Origin of the sequence: Microvirga sp. 17 mud 1-3 (genome assembly GCF_003151255.1) — a bacterium.
In the GTDB taxonomy this organism is placed as follows: domain Bacteria; phylum Pseudomonadota; class Alphaproteobacteria; order Rhizobiales; family Beijerinckiaceae; genus Microvirga.
Map to the genome: position 1 here is coordinate 2,428,513 of NZ_CP029481.1, position 18,349 is coordinate 2,446,861.

Consider the following 18,349-nt stretch of genomic DNA (forward strand, 5'->3'; position numbering starts at 1 on the left):
TAACTTTTCGCTGGCGAAAAGCTCCGCCAGATGCGACAAATAGAAATATATGCACCGCACAAAAAATGTCAATAGAAATTGTGCATCGCACAATTTCGACTCCAAGGACCAGGCCTCGTTAACCCCCCCGTAACCGCATCCTCTTACGGTTCATGAGTGTGTTGCGCCGGCAACGATCTCCAAAAGGAGCGGTCGGCGTGGAGCCTGAGACCAGTGAAGACAGGGACGGTAACAGGATGAACTCGGTTCGCGTTTGGGTTCGAAATCGGAAATGGGTAGCGCTGGTCGGAGTGGTCGCCTCCGTCGCCGTTGCGTTAAGCTCCCCGGCCGAAGCGGCCCGCCGCAAGTCCAAGGGCGGCGGCTACAGCCCCCCCTATGCGTCGATCGTTGTTGATGCCAAGACCGGCAAGATCCTCGACGGCGAGAACGTCGATGCTCCGCGGATTCCGGCTTCCATCACCAAGGTGATGACGCTCTATCTTCTCTTCGAGCAGCTGGAGCGCGGTAAGCTTCGCCTGGACACGCCCTTGGAAGTCTCGGCCTATGCGGCCGCCCAGGCCCCGACGAAGCTCGGCGTGCGCGCCGGCTCGACCATCGAGGTCGAGGACGCCATCAAGGCGATGGTCACCCTCTCGGCCAATGACGTCTCGGTGGTGGTCGCGGAGAACCTCGGCGGCTCCGAGGAGGCCTTTGCACGGCAGATGACCCGCAAGGCCCGGGAGCTCGGCATGAACTCCTCGACCTTCTATAATCCCCACGGCCTTCCTCATTCGCCGCCGAACATCACGACGGCCCGCGACCTTTCGGTGCTTGGTCGCGCGATTCAGGACCGCTTTCCCAAGTATTTCTCCTATTTCCAGACCACGTCGTTCCAGTACGGCTCGCGTACGATCCGTGGCCATAACCGCCTCCTCGGCCGTGTTGACGGCGTGGATGGGATCAAGACCGGCTATACGCGCCTCTCGGGCTTCAACCTGCTGACCTCCGTGAACACGCCGTCGCGCAGCATTGTCGCGGTGGTGCTCGGCGGACGCTCGGCCGCCCTGCGTGACAGGCAAATGGCTGCCCTGATCGAGGAGCAGCTGCCGCGGGCCTATGCAGGCGCTCGCACCACGCCTCCGGTGACCGAGACTGCGGCAGCCGCGCAGCCTGTGCCTCAGCCGGTGGTGGTTGCCGACGCCTCGCCGACCCCGAGCGTGAGGATCGAAGCCAGTGCCGCTCCCGAGGTGGCCGCAGCACCGCCCCCGCCTGCCCGCAAGCCTCTGGACTTGAACAGCCTGCGTCCTGTCGTCGCCTCCGCGGCCGGGGCCAGCAGCACCACGACCCCCTCCTCCGGACCCAAGGTCCGCTGGCAGAAGGGTCCTCAGCCCCTTCCTCAGAACACCCAGGCCTATGCGGCCCTCGACACGGATGACGGCCCGTCCGACAAGGAAAAGGCTGCCCTCCTGGCCAAGATCGAGAGGGCAGCTCCGGCCGCCGCCGCTCCCTCGGCGCCTCCCCAGAAGACCGCCGCACGGCCGGCCACCACGGAATGGGTCATCCAGCTCGGCGCGACTGACGACGAGGACAAGGCCCGTGCGATGCTGGAGGCCGCCCGCGCCAAGTCCGGCCGGCTTCTCGCCAAGGCCTCGCCCTTCACCGAGAAGGTCGTCCAGAAGGGTAGCACCCTCTACCGGGCCCGTTTCTCCGGCTTCGACGAATCCGGTGACGCCGAGAAGGCCTGCAAGGCTCTCAAGAAGAACGGGTTTGCCTGTTTCGCAGCCCGCAGCTCCTGACGGAGCAGCTCATCTCGTCCGCGGCGGTGCATGTATCGTACCGCCGCCCCGCCTACCGGATCGCGCGTGGAGTATCAGCGATGTCGGCTCAACAAGATCTCTCTGGCTTCGTTTACCCGCGCCGCCAGGTGCGCCGTCCCCCCTGGTCGGGATGGAGTTTCTTCATGAGCGTCCGATACGCATGTCGGATCTCATCGACGCTCGCGCCCGGCTGAAGCCCCAGGACCTGATAGGCTTCATCTTTCGACATCGCGCCCGTCTGCGCATGAGTGCGCGTCCGCGTGTCGCCATCGCGCTGAGCGTGTTCACGCCAGCCGGAAAACCGGCGGTCAAGATAAGCCTCTAGGAGCGCCACGCCTTCGGGATCGAAGGTGCAGCATTCCTCGTAAACCTTGCGAAGGCCCGATTGGTCGAGGTCTGACAGGCTGCGCCCCGCGTGGGACCCGGCCAGGACGGAGCCGCCGAGAGCCCCGGTCGCATGGTCGATTTCCATCTCGATCATGGCAGAACGGATCCGCGAGAACCGGCCGTTCGATCTCCCGGCCCGCCGCCAGGGCAGAGCGGCGCCGTTCCACCAGCCGAGAGCCCAGGCACCGAACCCGCCAAGCAGTAGAGCCATATCGAAGCGCCCGCGCGCCGCCAGGAGCGCAGCTGCCCCGAGGGCCAGGATGCCACCGACGATCTTGACCGCCTTGGCAACCGCTGCAGCGTCGGTCCGCACGAAAACCTTGGCAAGCCACCAGACGAGGGCGGCGAGAGCAATCCCATAGAGCAGCATCATGTTCTTCGTTCCCGCTCCTCATGTGGGCGGCGTCCGACCGGATGTAAATGACGAGTCAGGAGCCTCGCACAGCTTCCGGCGTTTCGGCCAGGGCCATGCGGCAATGAGAAGCTCGCTGAACCGGGTCGCCGTGTGGAGGCGTCCGCTACAGGCGAACGAAGACTTTCTTATCAGGCGGGATCAGTTCTTGCCGCTACAGCATCGGACCCAAAAGTGGACCCACTTTTGGGATCAATCCGATGCTTCTTCTCTGGGCTGGAGCATCGTTCGGGGCGGAAAACCGGGTCCACTTTTCCGCACGATGCTCTAGGGTGAAGTCTCACCACTTTTCCAGGCCGCAGGGTGAACACCAAACGAGTCTCTGTGCGCACCCTGCGGACAGCGGTCTTAATGGAGGAGGCGGACAGTGGTGAGCTGCTTCTCGCGCTCCCAGGCCTGAACGGCGATGCCGTTGATGCCCACGTCATGGAGGCGGTCGCTGAGATCGATGAAGTGTCGCTCCGTCGCTTCCACATCGAACTCGATCTGTTCGTCCTCCACATGCTCGATTTCGCACGCGGCAAAGCGCTCGTACGCAGCAGACATCTCCGCATAAGCGAAGGCTACGGGAAGGGTCCGGAAGATTGTGGAGAACTCCTCGTCCAGGTCGCCGGTTTCCAGATCGCGCATTTGGACGAGATATCCATCCGCATGCTCACACACTTCATAACGCCAGTGCCGGCCTTCAGATGCGGTCAAAAGCATCGCAACCTCCACTCAACCGAACTGCAAAGCCAATGCGAATCGCGGCTCTGCGGTTCCATGAGGGAGGCTGGGTCGAAAGACTAATACCGGAAGCCTGCTTCGGCACGGACGCGGCCGCCGATTCGCACCTGCGTTCCGCTCCCGAGATCGATGAAGCCGTTTCCGCTTCGCAGGTGTTCCGGCGATCGGCTCGTGTCACGCTTCGCGGCTTCGGCCTGCTGGCATTCCGGCGGCACCTGAAGCGCCACGCCGGGCGGCGCCTTCGGCATGCGGCATTCCTTTGCAGCCGCCGGTGCATTGCCGGCCAGGGCGAGGATCGTCAGCGACCCGAGGGTGAAAGAAAGTCGTCCCAAGCCCGTCATCGTCACAGAAGCCCCAGTTCGGCCAGTTCACGGCGCATATCCTCCGGCATCGTAGCCAGGTCGCCTGCCCGGCTGTCAATGTCGCGGGGCGCTTCCTTGACCGCGAGATATCGCCAGCCCTGGAAGGGCCGATACGGCCGCGGCTCGACCGGCACGATCTTCGTTTCCAGAACGAGCCGGCAACGGCCGATCCCATCACTATCCGTGAACGGACGGATGTCGAGGAGCCTCTGCCGGCAAGCTACCTGCCCCCGAATGACCCAGTAAAGCGAGCCGCTGTCGAGCAGCTCCTCCATACGCTTGGGTACCATGCGGGTGGTGTGGGTCTGCTCGTAGTCGCGGCCCAGGCGCCGGTGATGCGCCCGGTTCTCCTCGATCCATTCCTCGAGATCCGAGATCGAATCGCAACCAACGCAGAGCTTGATCAGGTGAAGCGGCATAAGCCTATCGAACCATAAGGGCGCCGTGTCGAGAATCGGACGTGCCGCCGCATCCTACTCTTCCATCTTGAGAACGATGAGCCGTGCGCCCTCAGCCACCTGCATCCCTGGCTCGGCGGCGATCTCTTCCACCTCGCCGTCGGCAGGCGCCACAAGTGCATGCTCCATCTTCATGGCTTCGACGATGGCGAGCCGCTGGCCCTTCCCCACACGCTCGCCCGGCTTCACGAACAACGCGACGAGCTTACCGTGCATAGGTGCCTTGACGGCATTGCTGCCATTGAGGTGCTCGAGATCCACGTTGAAGGGATCGTAGGGAGAGACGCGGGTCTGTCGGCCGGCGCGGACCACGATCACGCCCTCCTCGGTCGGCACGAGGCCGCGCATGTCGGACGACAGGTAGTCGGAGACCATGCCCGAGGCCTTGCCGCCCCACGAGACGACCAGCTCCTCGTCCGTATGAGCATCGCCGGGTACGGGCCATTGCACGGCCACGTCGATCCGCTCACCGTCCACATCCACGGGCAAACCCTGTTCGCGCGCTCCGCCGAGTTGAAAGCCGTCTTGCTCGTCCCAGGGCGAGGATGCCGAACCATTCCTCATGAGTGCATGATAGCCTCTTGCATCGAGCTCCATGTCGATGAGCTTCAGCACGCCGAGGCGGACCGCCTCCGCATCCACCCCGTGCGGGACAGCGCCGAGCGCATCGAGATTCCGGTCGATGAAACCCGTGTCGAACTGCCCTGCCCCGAACTGCGGCGCCTCGCAGAGCTTTTTCAGGAACGCCACATTGGTCTTCGGGCCGGCGACGAGGGTTTGCCCAAGCGCTTCAGCCAGTTTTTCCAGCGCCTCCCCGCGCGTCGGCGCGTGGGCGATGACTTTCGCGATCATCGGATCGTAGAACGGCGTGACCTCGTCCCCGGCCTGCACGCCCGTATCTACGCGAAGCCCCTCATGTTCAGGAAAATCGAGCGCCCAGAGCTTGCCGGTCGAGGGCAGGAATTCCTTTTCGGGGTCTTCAGCATAAAGGCGTGCCTCGACCGCATGACCGTCGATCCCGAGATCACCCTGCCCGAAGGGCAACACCTCGCCGGACGCGACGCGGAACTGCAGCTCCACGAGGTCGAGGCCGGTGATCGCCTCCGTGACCGGATGCTCCACCTGCAGGCGCGTATTCATTTCCATGAAATAGAAGCGGTCGGATCGAAGCCCTTCGCGCCCGTCGGCAATGAACTCCACCGTGCCGGCACCCACATAGCCGACCGCGCGCGCCGCCTCGACGGCGGCCTTGCCCATGACGGCGCGCATCTCGGGCGTCATGCCTGGAGCAGGAGCTTCCTCGATCACCTTCTGGTGGCGACGTTGCAGGGAGCAGTCACGCTCGAAGAGATGCACCACGTTGCCGTGCCGGTCGGCAAAAACCTGGATCTCGATATGGCGCGGCGAGAGCACATATTTCTCGACGAGGACGCGGGGATCACCAAAAGCGCTCGCAGCCTCCCGCTGCGCGCTTTCCAGGGCCGCCTCGAAATCGGCTGCGCGCTCAACCCGCTTCATGCCCTTGCCGCCGCCGCCCGCGACCGCCTTGATGAGTACCGGATAACCGATCTCGTCCGCCTTCAGGCGCAGGAAATCGGGCTCCTGCTGCGCCCCATGGTAACCCGGCACGACCGGAACGCCCGCCTGCTGCACCAGCGCCTTGGCGGCGTCCTTCAGGCCCATGGCGTTGATGGCGGATGCGGGCGGGCCGACAAACACAATGCCGGCCCCGGCGCAGGCCTCGGCGAACTCGGCCCGCTCGGATAGGAAGCCGTAGCCCGGATGGATGGACGCCGCGCCCGTTCGCTTGGCGACATTGATGATCCTGTCGATGCGCAGATAACTGTCCCGGGCCGGAGCCGGACCGATGAGATGCGCCTCGTCGGCCATCTGCACGAACAGCGCTCCGGCATCCGCCTCCGAATGGACCGCGATAGTCCGCATGCCGAGCCGCTGCGCTGTGCGGATGATGCGGCAGGCGATTTCGCCGCGATTGGCGATTAGGACGCTCTCGAGCATGGACACTCTCCACATCGCGGGCCGGGCCCGTTTATGCCATCACCTAGAGCAAACCCGGCGGCGCTTGTCACGCCCCGAAGAGGCACGGTGCGGCCCACCTCCCCGCCCCCGGAGAGCTGCAGATCTGGCCAGGGAGCCTCCGGTTTTCGTTTGGTCAGATCCCAACATGACCAGTTTCACGGACGTTCTCTTCAAGAATCATGGCTCTCCCAGAAAAAGCCCCTTGTCGGGAACAGGAATGCCCGCTAGCTTTTTATTGCAACTAATTCGCAACTGCAGAAAGAAACAGATGGACGCCCAGCGCCCCTCCTCCCTCGCTTCCGATAGCGGCTGGCGCCGTGAGCGGCTCGTGCCTCCCCTGCCGGAGGTAAGCCGTTCGATCGCAGTGCGTCCGGGCTCCAAGTGGCGCCGTGCAGCGGCTTTCCTCGGGCCGGGCTACCTCGTCGCCGTCGGCTACATGGATCCGGGCAACTGGGCCACCTCCTTGGCTGGCGGCTCGAAATACGGCTACGCCCTTCTCTCAGTCGCGCTCATCTCCAACATCATGGCAATCCTGCTCCAGGCCCTGTGCGCGCGGCTCGCCATTGCGTCAGGACGGGATCTCGCCCAGGCGTGCCACGATGCCTATCCGAAGCCGGTCTCCTGGGTTCTCTGGGCTCTGGCCGAGCTGGCGATTTGCGCCACCGACCTCGCTGAGGTCATCGGCACCGCCATCGGCCTCAACTTGCTCTTCGGGCTTCCGCTCGAGGCGGGCGTGGTCGTCACGGCGCTCGACGTATTCCTTATCCTTTATCTTCAGAATCTCGGCTTCCGCTGGGTCGAGGCCTTCGTCATCGCCCTGCTCGGCGTGATCGCCCTGTGCTTCGGCATCCAGATCGCCCTGGCGGATCCCGAATGGGGCGGTGTTCTGCGCGGGTTCGTCCCTACCACGGACATCGTCACCAACCCGGATATGCTCTATCTCGCCCTCGGCATCCTGGGTGCGACCGTGATGCCCCATAACCTCTACCTGCATTCGGGCATCGTCCAGACACGGGCCTATGGCGACAGCCTGCCGGAGAAGCGGGAGGCGCTTCGCTATGCGACGCTGGATTCCACTATCGCGCTTATGTTTGCCCTGACGATCAATGCCTCCCTACTGATCCTCGCGGCTGCGGCCTTTCATAAGACGGGGCGGACCGAGATTGCCGAGATCGGCGAGGCACATACCCTGCTCGAACCGCTCCTAGGCGCTGCCATCGCGCCCACCCTGTTCGGAATCGCCCTGCTCTGCTGCGGCCTGAACTCCACCGTTACGGCGACCATGGCCGGCCAGATCGTCATGGAGGGTTTCATCGACTTCCGGATGCCCCCCTGGCTGCGCCGCCTCATCACCCGCGGCATCGCCATCGTCCCAGCCGCTGCCGTCACCATCGCCTATGGAGAAAGCGGCACGGCCAGGCTCCTGATCCTGAGCCAGGTGGTTTTGAGCCTCCAGTTGCCCTTCGCGGTCATCCCCCTGGTGGCCTTCACGGCCTCACGGCGCAAGATGGGCGCCCTCGTGGCCCCCCGCTGGCTCACCGCCGTCTCGGTTCTGATCGCAGCCGTGATCGTCGTGCTGAACATGAAGTTGCTGGTGGATTTCGTGCTGGAGTAAGCGGCAGCCGGGAGAGAGCCACCGTCATTCCGGGGCGCCGATGGCGAGCCCGGAACCCACAAACACCAGCGTTTCAGAACAATACATCGCGATAGCCGCAGCTCCCTTTTCTGAACTGTCAGCGGTTATGGGTTCCGGGCTCCGCTGCGCCGACCCGGAATGACGGTGTATGATCTTCCGACCTTGGCACTCAGAAACGCAAATCCCCGGGACGAGCCCGGGGATGATACGAGACAACGGCTGAGAAACAACCTCAGGCCTCCTTGAGGCGGTTCAGGGCCTCTTCCATCTTGGCCTTGCGGGTCGCGGCGTCCTCGCGGCGCTCGCGCTGCTCCTCGATGACCTCCTCGGGGGCGCGCTTGAGGAAATCCGCATTGCCGAGCTTGGCGTCGATCTTGCCCATCTCGGCGTCGAGCTTCTGGATTTCCTTGGCGAGACGGGCACGCTCCGCCGCGAGATCGATCACGCCCTCGAGCGGAAGCGCCGCCACTTCACCGCGAATGAGGAGCTGGATCGAGCTCTTCGGTGCGGCGTCCGCGAATGCGATGTCCGACAGGCGTGCAAGGCGCTTGACGATGTCGCCCCAGCGCCCGGCGCGGGCTCGCACATCCGCCGAGGACGCGACGAGGACGAGGGGGATCTGCGCGCCCGCCGGCACGTTGGTTTCGGAGCGGGCGGAGCGGATCTCCGTGACGAGGTCCACCACCCAGCCGATCTCCGCCTCGGCAGCCGGATCGACGAGATCGTCGAGGCGCGACCAGGGCGCGAGCGCCAGGATGGTCTCCCGCTTCGGCCCCTCCTGCCCCTTCACGTCCCAGAGCTCCTCGGTCAGGAACGGCATGAAGGGATGCAGGAGCTTGCAGATCTCGTCCAGGATGAACGCGATGGTGGCGCGGGTCTCGCCCTTGGCGGGAGAATCAGGCCCCTGCAGAACGGGCTTCGCCAGTTCCAGAGTCCAGTCGCAGAACACGTTCCAGACGAACCGATAAGCCGCAAGCGCCGCCTCGTTGAACTTGTAGGCCTCGATACCCGCCGCCACCTCGGCGATCCCCTTGGCGCATTCGCTCAGCGCCCACTTGTTGAGCGTCTCGGTCACGGCCTTCGGGTCGAACCCGGCAACGCGGCGGCACTCGTTCATCTCGGCGAAGCGGGCCGCATTCCAGATCTTCGTCGCGAAGTTGCGGTAGCCCTCGACGCGCTGCAGGCTGAGCTTGATGTCGCGGCCCTGGGCCGCCATGGCCGAGAGGGTCATGCGCAGAGCATCGGCGCCGTACTGGTCGATGGCCTCGAGCGGATCGATGACGTTGCCTTTCGACTTCGACATCTTGGCGCCCTTCTCGTCACGGACGAGGGCGTGGATGTAGACCGTGTCGAAGGGCACCTCCTCCATGAAGTGGAGGCCCATCATCATCATGCGGGCGACCCAGAAGAAGATGATGTCGAAGCCCGTCACCAGAGTGTTGGTGGGATAGTAGCGCTTGAGTTCCGGCGTCTCGTCCGGCCAGCCGAGCGTGGAGAACGGCCACAGGGCGGAGGAGAACCAGGTGTCCAGCACGTCCTCGTCGCGCCGCAGAGGCACGTCCTTTCCGTGCCGGGCGCGGGCCTCGGCCTTCGCGTCCTCTTCGCTGTGCGCCACGAAGACGTTGCCGTCCTCGTCGTACCAGGCCGGAATCTGGTGGCCCCACCAGAGCTGGCGGGAAATGCACCAGGGCTCGATGTTCTCCAGCCACTGGAAATAGGTCTTTTCCCAGTTCTCGGGGACGAACTTCGTGTCGCCCTTGCGCACGGCCGCGAGCGCGCGGTCCGCGAGGGGCTTCACGTTCACGTACCACTGGTCCGTGAGATAGGGCTCGGTCACGACGCCCGAGCGGTCGCCGTGCGGGACCATGTGAGTGTGCGGCTCCACCTCGACCAGGACGCCGCGCTCCTCCAGCAGGGCCACGACGCGCTTGCGTGCCTCCGTGCGGTCGAAGCCCTCAAGAGCGAGGACCGCATCGAGATCCGCCGAGGCCGGTAGATCGGCGAGGAAGGACTCGTTGCCCTTGAGCGTCAGCTGTGCCTCGGTGCCGAAGATGTTAATCAGCGGCAGCTGATGGCGCTTGCCTACCTCGAAATCGTTGAAGTCATGCGCCGGCGTGATCTTGACCGCGCCGGTCCCCTTCTCGGGATCGGAATATTCATCGGCGACGATCGGGATGCGGCGCCCGACCAGGGGCAGCACGGCGAACTTGCCGATCAGATCCTTGTAACGCTCGTCCTCTGGATGGACCGCGACGGCCACGTCGCCGAGCATGGTCTCGGGACGGGTGGTGGCGACCGTGATGGAACGGTCCGGCATCCCGTCGATTGCGTAGCGGATATGCCAGAGGTTGCCCTTCACCTCGACCTGCTGGACCTCAAGATCCGAGATCGCCGTCTGGAACTTCGGGTCCCAGTTCACGAGGCGCTTGTCCTTGTAGATCAGACCCTGCCGGTAGAGATCCACGAAGACCTTCAGCACGGCGCGGGACAGGCCCTCGTCCATGGTGAAGCGCTCCCGCGACCAGTCGCAGGAGGCGCCGAGGCGCTTGAGCTGGTCCTTGATGCGGCCGCCGGATTCCTCTTTCCACTCCCAGACGCGCTTGATGAATTCCTCACGGCCCAGGTCGCGGCGATGGATCTGGCGCTCCATGAGCTGGCGCTCCACCACCATCTGGGTCGCGATGCCCGCGTGGTCCATGCCCGGCTGCCAGAGCACGTCACGCCCGCGCATGCGCTCGAACCGGCACAGGATGTCCTGGATCGTGTTGTTGAGGGCGTGCCCCATATGGAGCGAGCCCGTCACGTTCGGCGGCGGGATGACAATCGTGTAGGGGGCAGCATCCCGGCGATCCGCGCGGCCGGCCTTGAAGGCCTCGGCCTCGTCCCAGCGGGCGGAGATGCGCGCCTCGACGGCGGCGGGATCGAACGTCTTGTCCATCATGGTGAATACCGGCAGTTTGGCGCGAAAGGCGCGCGCGTCATGACGGCTACAAACCGGACGGATCGGGCGAAGTCAACCGACGGGTGGAAATCTCAGCGGCGTCCGCGTGAAACGCGCTCGATCTCAGCCTGGACGAGCCGCTCCACCAGGGACGGCAGATTCTCGTCGAGCCAGTCGCGCAGGAGCGGGCGCAGCAGCGCGGCGACGAAGTCCTCCATGGTTTGAGGACTTTTGTCGGACAGGGTGGCGCCGAGACGGCCGAAGGCATCGGCCACGCAGGCACCGGCCGCGCCGGAGAGAAGATTGTCCTGCGGATAGATTGGCGCTTCCGCAACCAGAGGAGCAGCCTCCTGAGTTTCATGCTCTCCAGAGGATATTTCCGCCCTCAGATCACCCCGCGGAGCAGCTCTGTCGGTCGCCATGGGCGCTACGGTCTCAGCGGTCGGAGCCTCGTCGTCCGATGATTCAGGGTCGATCGCGAAAGGCTCGGGAGCGTCACGCTCATCGGAAAAGGCGAGCGGGATCACCTGAGCGTCTGGGGCATCGCGCAAAGTGCGAAAGGAGGTTGACTCATTCCGCCGAGCGGTCTCGACGATGCGCAGCTCCTCCTGATCATCGGCGATGATGCGCCGGATGGACGCCAGGATCTCTTCCATCGAAGGCTCATGGACCTTCGCATTGACTGCACTCATACGCCGCATCCGCTCGAAAAGTTTAGAATCAAACGCTTTCAGGTGCGTTCAGTATTTCACGGGCACGGGGAGAAGCAAGCGAGGCCGCATCGATTGGTAGGGGATGCGGCCCGCCTTTTCGCGGCTTGATCAGCGGCCGTCAGGGGTCGTCAGGCCACCCCACAGGTCCTTGACCTGATCGTAATGGATCTTCGGGCTGTAGTGGTTCACCGCAAGGCCGAGGCTGCGCGAGGTGAGACGGCCCATGGCCTGGGCGACCGCATAGGAGGCGACCACGCGGTCACGCTGCGCCGTGATGAGGTTCACGCGGGCGGTCAGGAGCTCCTGCTGTGCGTTGAGCACGTCGAGGGTGGTGCGCTGGCCGACGCGGGCCTCCTCGCGAACGCCGTTGAGCGCCGTCTCGGAAGCGTCGATCTGTGCCTGGGCCGCCACGATCTGTGCGCGGGCAGCTTCGAGCTGCCCCCAGGTCGAAACCACTGCGGCCCGAACCTGATCTCGGATCGAATCGGCCTCGAGGCGGCGCTGGCCCACGGTTTCCTTGGACTGCCGGGTGGTCGCATAGGCGACGCCGCCGTCGTAGATCGGCACCGTCAGCTGAGCCACCACGGAGGCCGACAGGGCCCTGTCGTCGCTAATTTGATTGTCATAGCGCTGGGCCACCGTACCGCGCACGCCGACCTGAGGCGCGAGAGCGCCCTGATCGATCTTCACCTGCAGCTCGGCCACATCCACCCCGTGCTCGGAGGCCTTGATGGCCGGATGCTCGTTGAGGGCAACCTTCAGCGCCGTCTCGACCGACTTGGGCAGGAGACGGTCCAGGGGACGGCCGGGCGCCAGGGAGCGCGGCTCGACGCCGACCACCTGTCGATACTGGGCGATACTGGTGCGCAGGTTCGATTCCGCGAGGCTGACCTGGGACCGGGAGGCTGCGAGGCGGGATTCCGCCTGGGCCACGTCGGTCCGGGTCACCTCGCCCACGTTGAAGCGGTCGCGGGTCTGGCGCAGCTGCTCGTCCAGCACTTCAACGTTGTTGCGCTGGAGATCGAGGATCGCCGTGTCGCGCAGGACGTTCATATAGGCGGTCGCAGCGTCGAGCAGGGTGTTCTGCTCGTTGTTGCTGAGGGTCTCACGGGCGCCGAGAACCGACGATTCGGCCTGACGGACCGAGTTCACGGTCCGAAACCCGTTGAAGATCGACTGCTCGATCTCGATCCCGTAGCCGCGAGGCGTCAGAAAATTCTCCCCCCCGGGTGTACCCGTCCGCGCGGGGCGGTTCACATTCGAGTAGGAACGGCCGATATCCGCGGAGGCGTTGACCTGGGGGCGGTAGCCCGACTTGGCGCGAGCCACATTCTCGTCCGTCGCCCGGACGCTGGCGCGCTGGGCGTTCAGGGAAGGATTGTTGCCATAGGCGCGAGCGAGGGCACTATCCAACGTCTCGGCCGAAGCGCCCGAGGCGGCTGCCAGCACGAAGACAGAGGCCATGGCGCCGAAGAATGCTCGGCCCTTGTTCCAAAATCGCTTCTCGTTCACGCCCACCTGCCTGTCGGTCAAATATAGCGGTTCGACCCGCCAACCTTAGCATTGAATTTCTTAACCAAAACGACTCAAAGCGAAACAATACCGATGGCAGGGCTCACGGCAATCGCACCGAAGAGTTCGCAAGGTGATTATTGGGGATGTGGCGCAAAAATGAGACACTGTTCGCGCCATGGAGGAGACTTAGAAAACGAAGCCCGGCTTTGCCTCGAAGGCCGCCAGCATGGGAGCGGCCGCATCGAAGAGGGCGCGCTCGCTGATGGCGCTGTCCGAGCGCACATAAAGCGTCGCCCGTCCGGCACGCCCGCGCCCCTTCACGCAGACGAGACGTCCGCCGTTTGCGAGCTGCCGCAGCAGCTCCTCCGGGCGCACATCCACGGCGCCGTTGATCAGAATGGCATTATAGCCACCCTCGACCGGAATACCCCTGTCGAGAGGGCCCGCTTCGACCGTCACGGATCCGAATCCGGTCTCGTCGAGAATCTGCTTGGCCGTCTGGGCAAGCGTCGCGTCCGCCTCCAGAGCCGTCACCTTGGCGCCGAGCTCGCAGAAGACCGCGGAGGAATATCCCCGGCCGCAGGCAACATCGAGCACCTTCTCGCCGGGCTCGATTCGCAGCTCCTGGATCATCCGAGCCAGAACCATGGGGGTGACCATGAAGCGGCGCTCGGCGCCGTCGCTGACGAGAATGCTCTGATCGATATAGGCAAGCTCTTCGCGGCCCGGGATAACGAAGCGCTCCCGGGGAACGCTCCCCATGGCATCCAGCACTGGGACGTCATTCACATCGAAAGTGCGCAGCTGGCTGTCGACCATCGTCCGGCGCGCTTGCGAGAAATCGACCATGGATTGCCTCAGAAGATGGGATGGAGGCCTCGCCCGGAATCGAACCGGGGTGCAAGGATTTGCAGTCCTCTGCGTAACCACTCCGCCACGAGGCCATCCGGGGCGTGCCGCGATCGCGACGGGGGCTCCATAGCAGAGCGTGACCCCAAAGGGCAACTGCCCGTTTGACCCCAAATGGCATGGACCCATTTTATGTCACGAGTTCGACGCAAGGGGCTTGCAAGCGGCCGAACCCGTGGTATATGCCACCCCACCTCAGGCCGACGCGGCGTCTGGATCTCCAGAGCTTCCGGCCGGCGAAGGGCGAACCGATCCCTTTCGCAAGTAGGCATGGCATATTCCGGCGTGGCGCAGCGGTAGCGCAGCGGACTGTTAATCCGTTGGTCGTAGGTTCGAATCCTACCGCCGGAGCCAACCTTCCCTCGAAAGCAATTGACTCCCGGTTGGGCGCGCCCGATTTCCCTGGCCCGTTCCTCGAATGGCGCTTCCAGGAGAAAAGCTTGACCGGTCCTGCCCTCGTCTGGTTTCGCGACGATTACCGCTTGGCCGACAATCCGGCCCTGAGCGCCGCCGTCGAGAGCGGAGCCTCCCTCCTCTGCTTCGCCATCATCGACGAATCGTCGCAGGGCCTGCGCCCCATCGGCTCCGCCGCCCGCTGGTGGCTGCACGGCTCGCTCCATGCCCTCGATCGCTCCCTGCGGGGTCTCGGAAGCCGCCTGGTTCTCTTTCGGGGCCCGGCGGAGGGGGTGATGAGGCGCCTTGCCGAGACCGCGAATCCCTCAGGCGTTTTCTGGAATCGTCGCTATCAGGCGGCCGAGATTGCCATAGACAGCGCCGTTAAGGCGGATCTGAGCGGCGGGGGAATCGCCGTCCGCAGCTTCAATGGGCGCCTCCTCCACGAACCGTGGCAGATCCAGAATCAGGCCGGCCGGCCCTATCGGGTCTTCACCCCCTATCTCCGCGCCGTTGCGGCAAGGCCGATCACCGCCCCCCTGCCCCGCCCTAAGGGACTCAAGCCCGGCCAATGGCCTTCCGCGGCTCTCGAATCGAGCGTCTCCCTGGCGGATCTCCGGCTCGAGCCAACCCATCCGGACTGGGCTGCGCCCTTCTCGGCCATCTGGTGCCGGGGCGAGGACGGCGCCCGTGATCGGCTGACGGAATTCCTTGAGGAGGATCTGGGCGGCTATGCCGTCCGGCGCGATTTTCCGGCCGCGGAAGCAACGTCGCGCCTGTCTCCCCATCTCCGCTTCGGAGAGATCAGCCCGCGCCAGATCTGGCACGCCGCGAAGATGCGCGGCGATGGGAGCGAAAGCCATGTGGCGAAGTTCCTGAGCGAGGTCGTCTGGCGCGACTTCTGCCACCAGCAGCTCTATGACGATCCCGATCTCGCAACGGCTCCATCCGACCCGCGCTTTGAAGGATTTCGATGGGCCGACGGTTTGACCTCCCTCATTGCCTGGCAGAAAGGCCGGACCGGGTATCCGATTGTCGATGCAGGGATGCGTCAGCTTTGGCAGGCAGGCTGGATGCACAATCGCGTCCGGATGATCGTCGGATCCTTCCTCGTGAAGCATCTCCTGACCGACTGGCGGCATGGGGAGGCCTGGTTCTGGGACACGCTGCTGGATGCCGACGCTGCCAACAATGCCTTCAACTGGCAGTGGATCGCCGGCTCGGGGCCGGATTCCTCGCCATTCCACCGCATCTTCAATCCCGTAACCCAGGGCGAGAAATTCGATCCCGACGGGGCCTATATCCGTGCCTATGTGCCGGAACTCGCGGGCCTGCCGGCCCCGCATATCCACAAGCCCTGGGAGGCGCCGCGCGAGATCCTGCAACAGGCGGGAATCGTGCCCGGCAAGACCTATCCTCTTCCCATAGTGGACCATGCTGCAGCCCGTGAGCGCGCCCTCGACGCATACCGGGCCTTGCGCGCATTGCAGCCCGGAAGCGGCGATTCGGCTTGACCGAGCTCGCCTCTTGGGCCCAGCATCTCGCCCCTGCCGCTAGGGCGGCGACCCTGACACTTAATTCCGGACCTGCCATGACCGAGCTCCTCTTTCGCGACGATGCCTATGCCAAGACCTGCCAGGCCAAGGTCGTCGGCGTAACGCCGGAGGGCGGCATCGTTCTTGACCGAACCGTCTGCTACGCGCAGGGCGGAGGCCAACCCGGCGACGTGGGCCTGCTGCGCCATTCGGGCGGGGAAGCGGCCATCACCAACACGGTCTATTCCGCGGATCGCACGCAGATCGTCCATCTCATCGGGGCGGAAGCTGCCGCCGGCCTCTCGCCTGGCGATTCCGTGGAAGTCGCCCTCGACTGGGAGCGTCGGCTCAAGCGCATGCGGGTCCACACCGCCCTGCATCTCCTGAGCGTGGTCCTTCCCTACCCGGTCACGGGCGGAGCCATCGGCGACGGCGACGGGCGGCTCGATTTCGACATCCCGGACGGAGGCCTCGACAAGGGTGAGCTGACCGACAAGATGAATGCGCTCATCGCCCGTGATGCGGCCGTGACGGAAAGTTGGATCACCGACGAGGAACTCGACGCCAATCCGAGCCTCGTGAAGACCATGTCGGTGAAGCCGCCGCGTGGCTCCGGCCGGGTCCGCCTTGTCGCCATCGAAGGCATCGATCTCCAGCCCTGCGGCGGCACCCACGTCCGTCGGACTGGTGAGATCGGAACTGTCACGATCACGGACATCGAGAAGAAGGGCAAGCAGAACCGCCGCGTCCGCCTTTCGCTGGTTGACTGAAACCCCTCTTCATCAAGGCCGAGCTCCAGAATGTCCGCCTCCTTCGTCTCCGCCGCCTGGCTGAAAGAGCATTTGAACGACCCCAACGTCGTGATCATTGACGCATCCTGGTATCTGCCCGCGCAGAAACGGGACGCGGATGCGGAATATCTTGCCGAGCACATTCCCGGCGCCGTTCGTTTCGACCTCGACAAGGTGAAGGATGGCTCTTCGCCGTTGCCGCACATGCTTCCGTCCGAAGCGGATTTCGCGGCCGCGGCCGGCGCTCTGGGAATCGACAACCATATGACGGTGGTCGTCTACGACGGCCTCGGTCTGTTTTCCGCGCCGCGCGTTGCCTGGACATTCCGTATTTTCGGCACACAGGACGTGCGGATTCTCGAAGGCGGCCTGCCCGCCTGGAAGGCTGAAGGCGGCCCGCTCACGCAAGGTCCGCAGCCCTTGCGCAAGGCAAAGACCTTCTCGGCGAGGCTCGACCGGAAAGCGGTTGCCGATGCCGATCAGATCCTGGGCGCCTTGCAATCGGGCTCGGCCCAGATCGTGGATGCGCGCGCGGCGGATCGGTTTCGGGGCGAAGCGCCGGAGCCACGGGCGGGGCTCCGTGCGGGACACATTCCCGGCTCCCTCAACCTCCCATGGGGCGACATCGTCGAGAATGGTCGCCTCAAGGATGAGGCGTCGCTCAAGCAAGCGGTAACAGAGGCCGGGATCGACCTGACCAGGCCCATCATCGCCAGCTGCGGCTCAGGCGTCTCGGCCGCCATCATCGCGCTCGCCTTCGAGCGCCTCGGCCACCCACCTGAGGCGATCTACGACGGCTCCTGGTCGGAATGGGGCGCACGCGACGACCTGCCGATCGAGACCGGTCCCGCCCGTACGCGATAAGGGATAGGCCTCCTCCCGCTCCGTCCCGGCTATCCACACGCTGGCAACCACGGCGCTTCAAAATGAAAATCCCCGGGACAAGCCCGGGGATGACAAGGAAAGCCGCGCTCCTGCTCTCGCGGAGAAAGGCGGCAGAGCGTTTCGCCGAATCAGTGCAGGATCTGGGCGAGGAACTGCTTGGTGCGCTCGTGCTGTGGGTTCTTGAAGAACTCGTCCGGCGTGTTCATCTCGACGATCTGCCCGTAATCCATGAAGATCACCCGGTCCGCCACCTGGCGGGCGAAGCCCATCTCGTGGGTGACGCAGAGCATGGTCATGCCCTCCTCGGCGAGGCCCACCATGGTGTCGAGCACCTCCTTGACCATTTCCGGATCGAGGGCCGAGGTCGGCTCGTCGAAGAGCATGATCTTCGGGTTCATGCATAGCGACCGGGCGATGGCCACGCGCTGCTGCTGGCCGCCCGAGAGCTGGCCCGGATACTTGTTGGCCTGCTCCGGGATCTTCACCCGGGTCAGGTACTTCATGGCGACCTCCTCAGCCTCCTTCTTGGGCATTTTCTTGACCCAGATCGGCGCGAGCGTGCAGTTCTCGAGGATCGTCAGATGCGGGAACAGGTTGAAGTGCTGGAACACCATGCCCACGTCCCGCCGCACCTCGTCGATGCGCTTGAGGTCGCTGGTCAGCTCTGTGCCGTTGACGATGATGCGTCCCTTCTGATGCTCCTCGAGCCGGTTGATGCAGCGGATCATCGTCGACTTGCCGGAACCCGAGGGCCCGCAGACCACGATGCGCTCGCCGCGCCGCACATCCAGGTTGATGTCGCGCAGGACGTGAAACTCGCCGTACCACTTATGAACGCCGATCATCTGCA

The 18,349-nt window shown here is 64.6% G+C and carries 15 protein-coding genes and 2 tRNA genes; 6 read left to right on the forward strand and 11 right to left on the reverse strand.

What is annotated here, in order from left to right; all coding sequences use genetic code 11:
- Window positions 1-236 precede the first annotated feature (236 nt).
- A complete protein-coding gene (locus tag C4E04_RS11580; protein WP_109597636.1) occupies window positions 237-1,775 on the forward strand; it encodes a D-alanyl-D-alanine carboxypeptidase in 1,539 nt (512 codons plus the stop codon).
- A 112-nt stretch (window positions 1,776-1,887) separates the two neighbouring features.
- On the opposite strand, the gene C4E04_RS11585 is transcribed toward C4E04_RS11580, so the two are convergent.
- The 5 genes from C4E04_RS11585 to C4E04_RS11605 form a co-directional block, all read right to left on the reverse strand.
- Window positions 1,888-2,556: a DnaJ domain-containing protein gene (locus C4E04_RS11585; RefSeq protein WP_371681991.1), complete on the reverse strand. Its 669-nt coding sequence runs from the start codon at window positions 2,554-2,556 to the stop codon at window positions 1,888-1,890.
- Window positions 2,557-2,943: 387 nt separating this feature from the next.
- Window positions 2,944-3,225 (reverse strand): hypothetical protein, encoded by a 282-nt coding sequence (locus C4E04_RS11590; RefSeq protein ID WP_245416085.1) that lies wholly within the window; start codon window positions 3,223-3,225, stop codon window positions 2,944-2,946.
- Window positions 3,226-3,380: 155 nt separating this feature from the next.
- Complete coding sequence (locus tag C4E04_RS11595; protein ID WP_162559364.1) at window positions 3,381-3,653, reverse strand: hypothetical protein; 273 nt, start codon at window positions 3,651-3,653, stop codon at window positions 3,381-3,383.
- Between the two features lie 11 nt (window positions 3,654-3,664).
- Window positions 3,665-4,102 (reverse strand): DUF1489 family protein, encoded by a 438-nt coding sequence (locus C4E04_RS11600; protein WP_109597639.1) that lies wholly within the window; start codon window positions 4,100-4,102, stop codon window positions 3,665-3,667.
- Window positions 4,103-4,156: 54 nt separating this feature from the next.
- Window positions 4,157-6,160: an acetyl/propionyl/methylcrotonyl-CoA carboxylase subunit alpha gene (locus C4E04_RS11605; protein ID WP_109597640.1), complete on the reverse strand. Its 2,004-nt coding sequence runs from the start codon at window positions 6,158-6,160 to the stop codon at window positions 4,157-4,159.
- A 289-nt stretch (window positions 6,161-6,449) separates the two neighbouring features.
- Here C4E04_RS11605 and C4E04_RS11610 point away from each other — a divergent pair, with 289 nt between their 5' ends.
- Entirely contained in the window at window positions 6,450-7,796 is a 1,347-nt protein-coding gene (locus C4E04_RS11610) for an Nramp family divalent metal transporter (RefSeq protein WP_109597642.1), read from the forward strand.
- A gap of 253 nt (window positions 7,797-8,049) precedes the next feature.
- Here C4E04_RS11610 and C4E04_RS11615 read toward each other — a convergent pair whose 3' ends face one another.
- From C4E04_RS11615 to C4E04_RS11635, 5 genes are all read right to left on the reverse strand, one after another.
- The gene (locus C4E04_RS11615; protein ID WP_109597643.1) at window positions 8,050-10,758 is read right to left on the reverse strand and encodes a valine--tRNA ligase; all 2,709 of its coding nucleotides are present in this window, start codon (window positions 10,756-10,758) and stop codon (window positions 8,050-8,052) included.
- A gap of 92 nt (window positions 10,759-10,850) precedes the next feature.
- Complete coding sequence (locus C4E04_RS11620; RefSeq protein ID WP_245416086.1) at window positions 10,851-11,450, reverse strand: PopZ family protein; 600 nt, start codon at window positions 11,448-11,450, stop codon at window positions 10,851-10,853.
- 129 nt (window positions 11,451-11,579) lie between these two features.
- Window positions 11,580-12,935, reverse strand: coding sequence for a TolC family outer membrane protein (locus C4E04_RS11625; RefSeq protein WP_109601044.1), 1,356 nt, complete (start codon window positions 12,933-12,935; stop codon window positions 11,580-11,582).
- A gap of 237 nt (window positions 12,936-13,172) precedes the next feature.
- Entirely contained in the window at window positions 13,173-13,835 is a 663-nt protein-coding gene (locus tag C4E04_RS11630; protein ID WP_109597645.1) for a protein-L-isoaspartate O-methyltransferase, read from the reverse strand.
- A gap of 21 nt (window positions 13,836-13,856) precedes the next feature.
- A tRNA-Cys gene (locus C4E04_RS11635) sits at window positions 13,857-13,930 on the reverse strand.
- 244 nt (window positions 13,931-14,174) lie between these two features.
- On the opposite strand from C4E04_RS11635, the gene C4E04_RS11640 reads away from it, so the two are divergent.
- The 4 genes from C4E04_RS11640 to sseA all read left to right on the forward strand — a co-directional run bounded on the left by C4E04_RS11640 (window position 14,175) and on the right by sseA (window position 17,478).
- Window positions 14,175-14,249: transfer RNA gene (locus tag C4E04_RS11640), tRNA-Asn, on the forward strand.
- An 86-nt stretch (window positions 14,250-14,335) separates the two neighbouring features.
- Window positions 14,336-15,802, forward strand: a complete 1,467-nt coding sequence (locus tag C4E04_RS11645) for a deoxyribodipyrimidine photo-lyase (RefSeq protein WP_109601047.1) — start codon at window positions 14,336-14,338, stop codon at window positions 15,800-15,802.
- 77 nt (window positions 15,803-15,879) lie between these two features.
- Window positions 15,880-16,593, forward strand: a complete 714-nt coding sequence (locus tag C4E04_RS11650; RefSeq protein WP_109597646.1) for an alanyl-tRNA editing protein — start codon at window positions 15,880-15,882, stop codon at window positions 16,591-16,593.
- A gap of 30 nt (window positions 16,594-16,623) precedes the next feature.
- Window positions 16,624-17,478, forward strand: a complete 855-nt coding sequence (sseA, locus tag C4E04_RS11655; protein WP_109597647.1) for a 3-mercaptopyruvate sulfurtransferase — start codon at window positions 16,624-16,626, stop codon at window positions 17,476-17,478.
- 149 nt (window positions 17,479-17,627) lie between these two features.
- On the opposite strand, the gene C4E04_RS11660 is transcribed toward sseA, so the two are convergent.
- Window positions 17,628-18,344 (reverse strand): amino acid ABC transporter ATP-binding protein, encoded by a 717-nt coding sequence (locus C4E04_RS11660; RefSeq protein WP_371682063.1) that lies wholly within the window; start codon window positions 18,342-18,344, stop codon window positions 17,628-17,630.
- Window positions 18,345-18,349 lie beyond the last annotated feature (5 nt).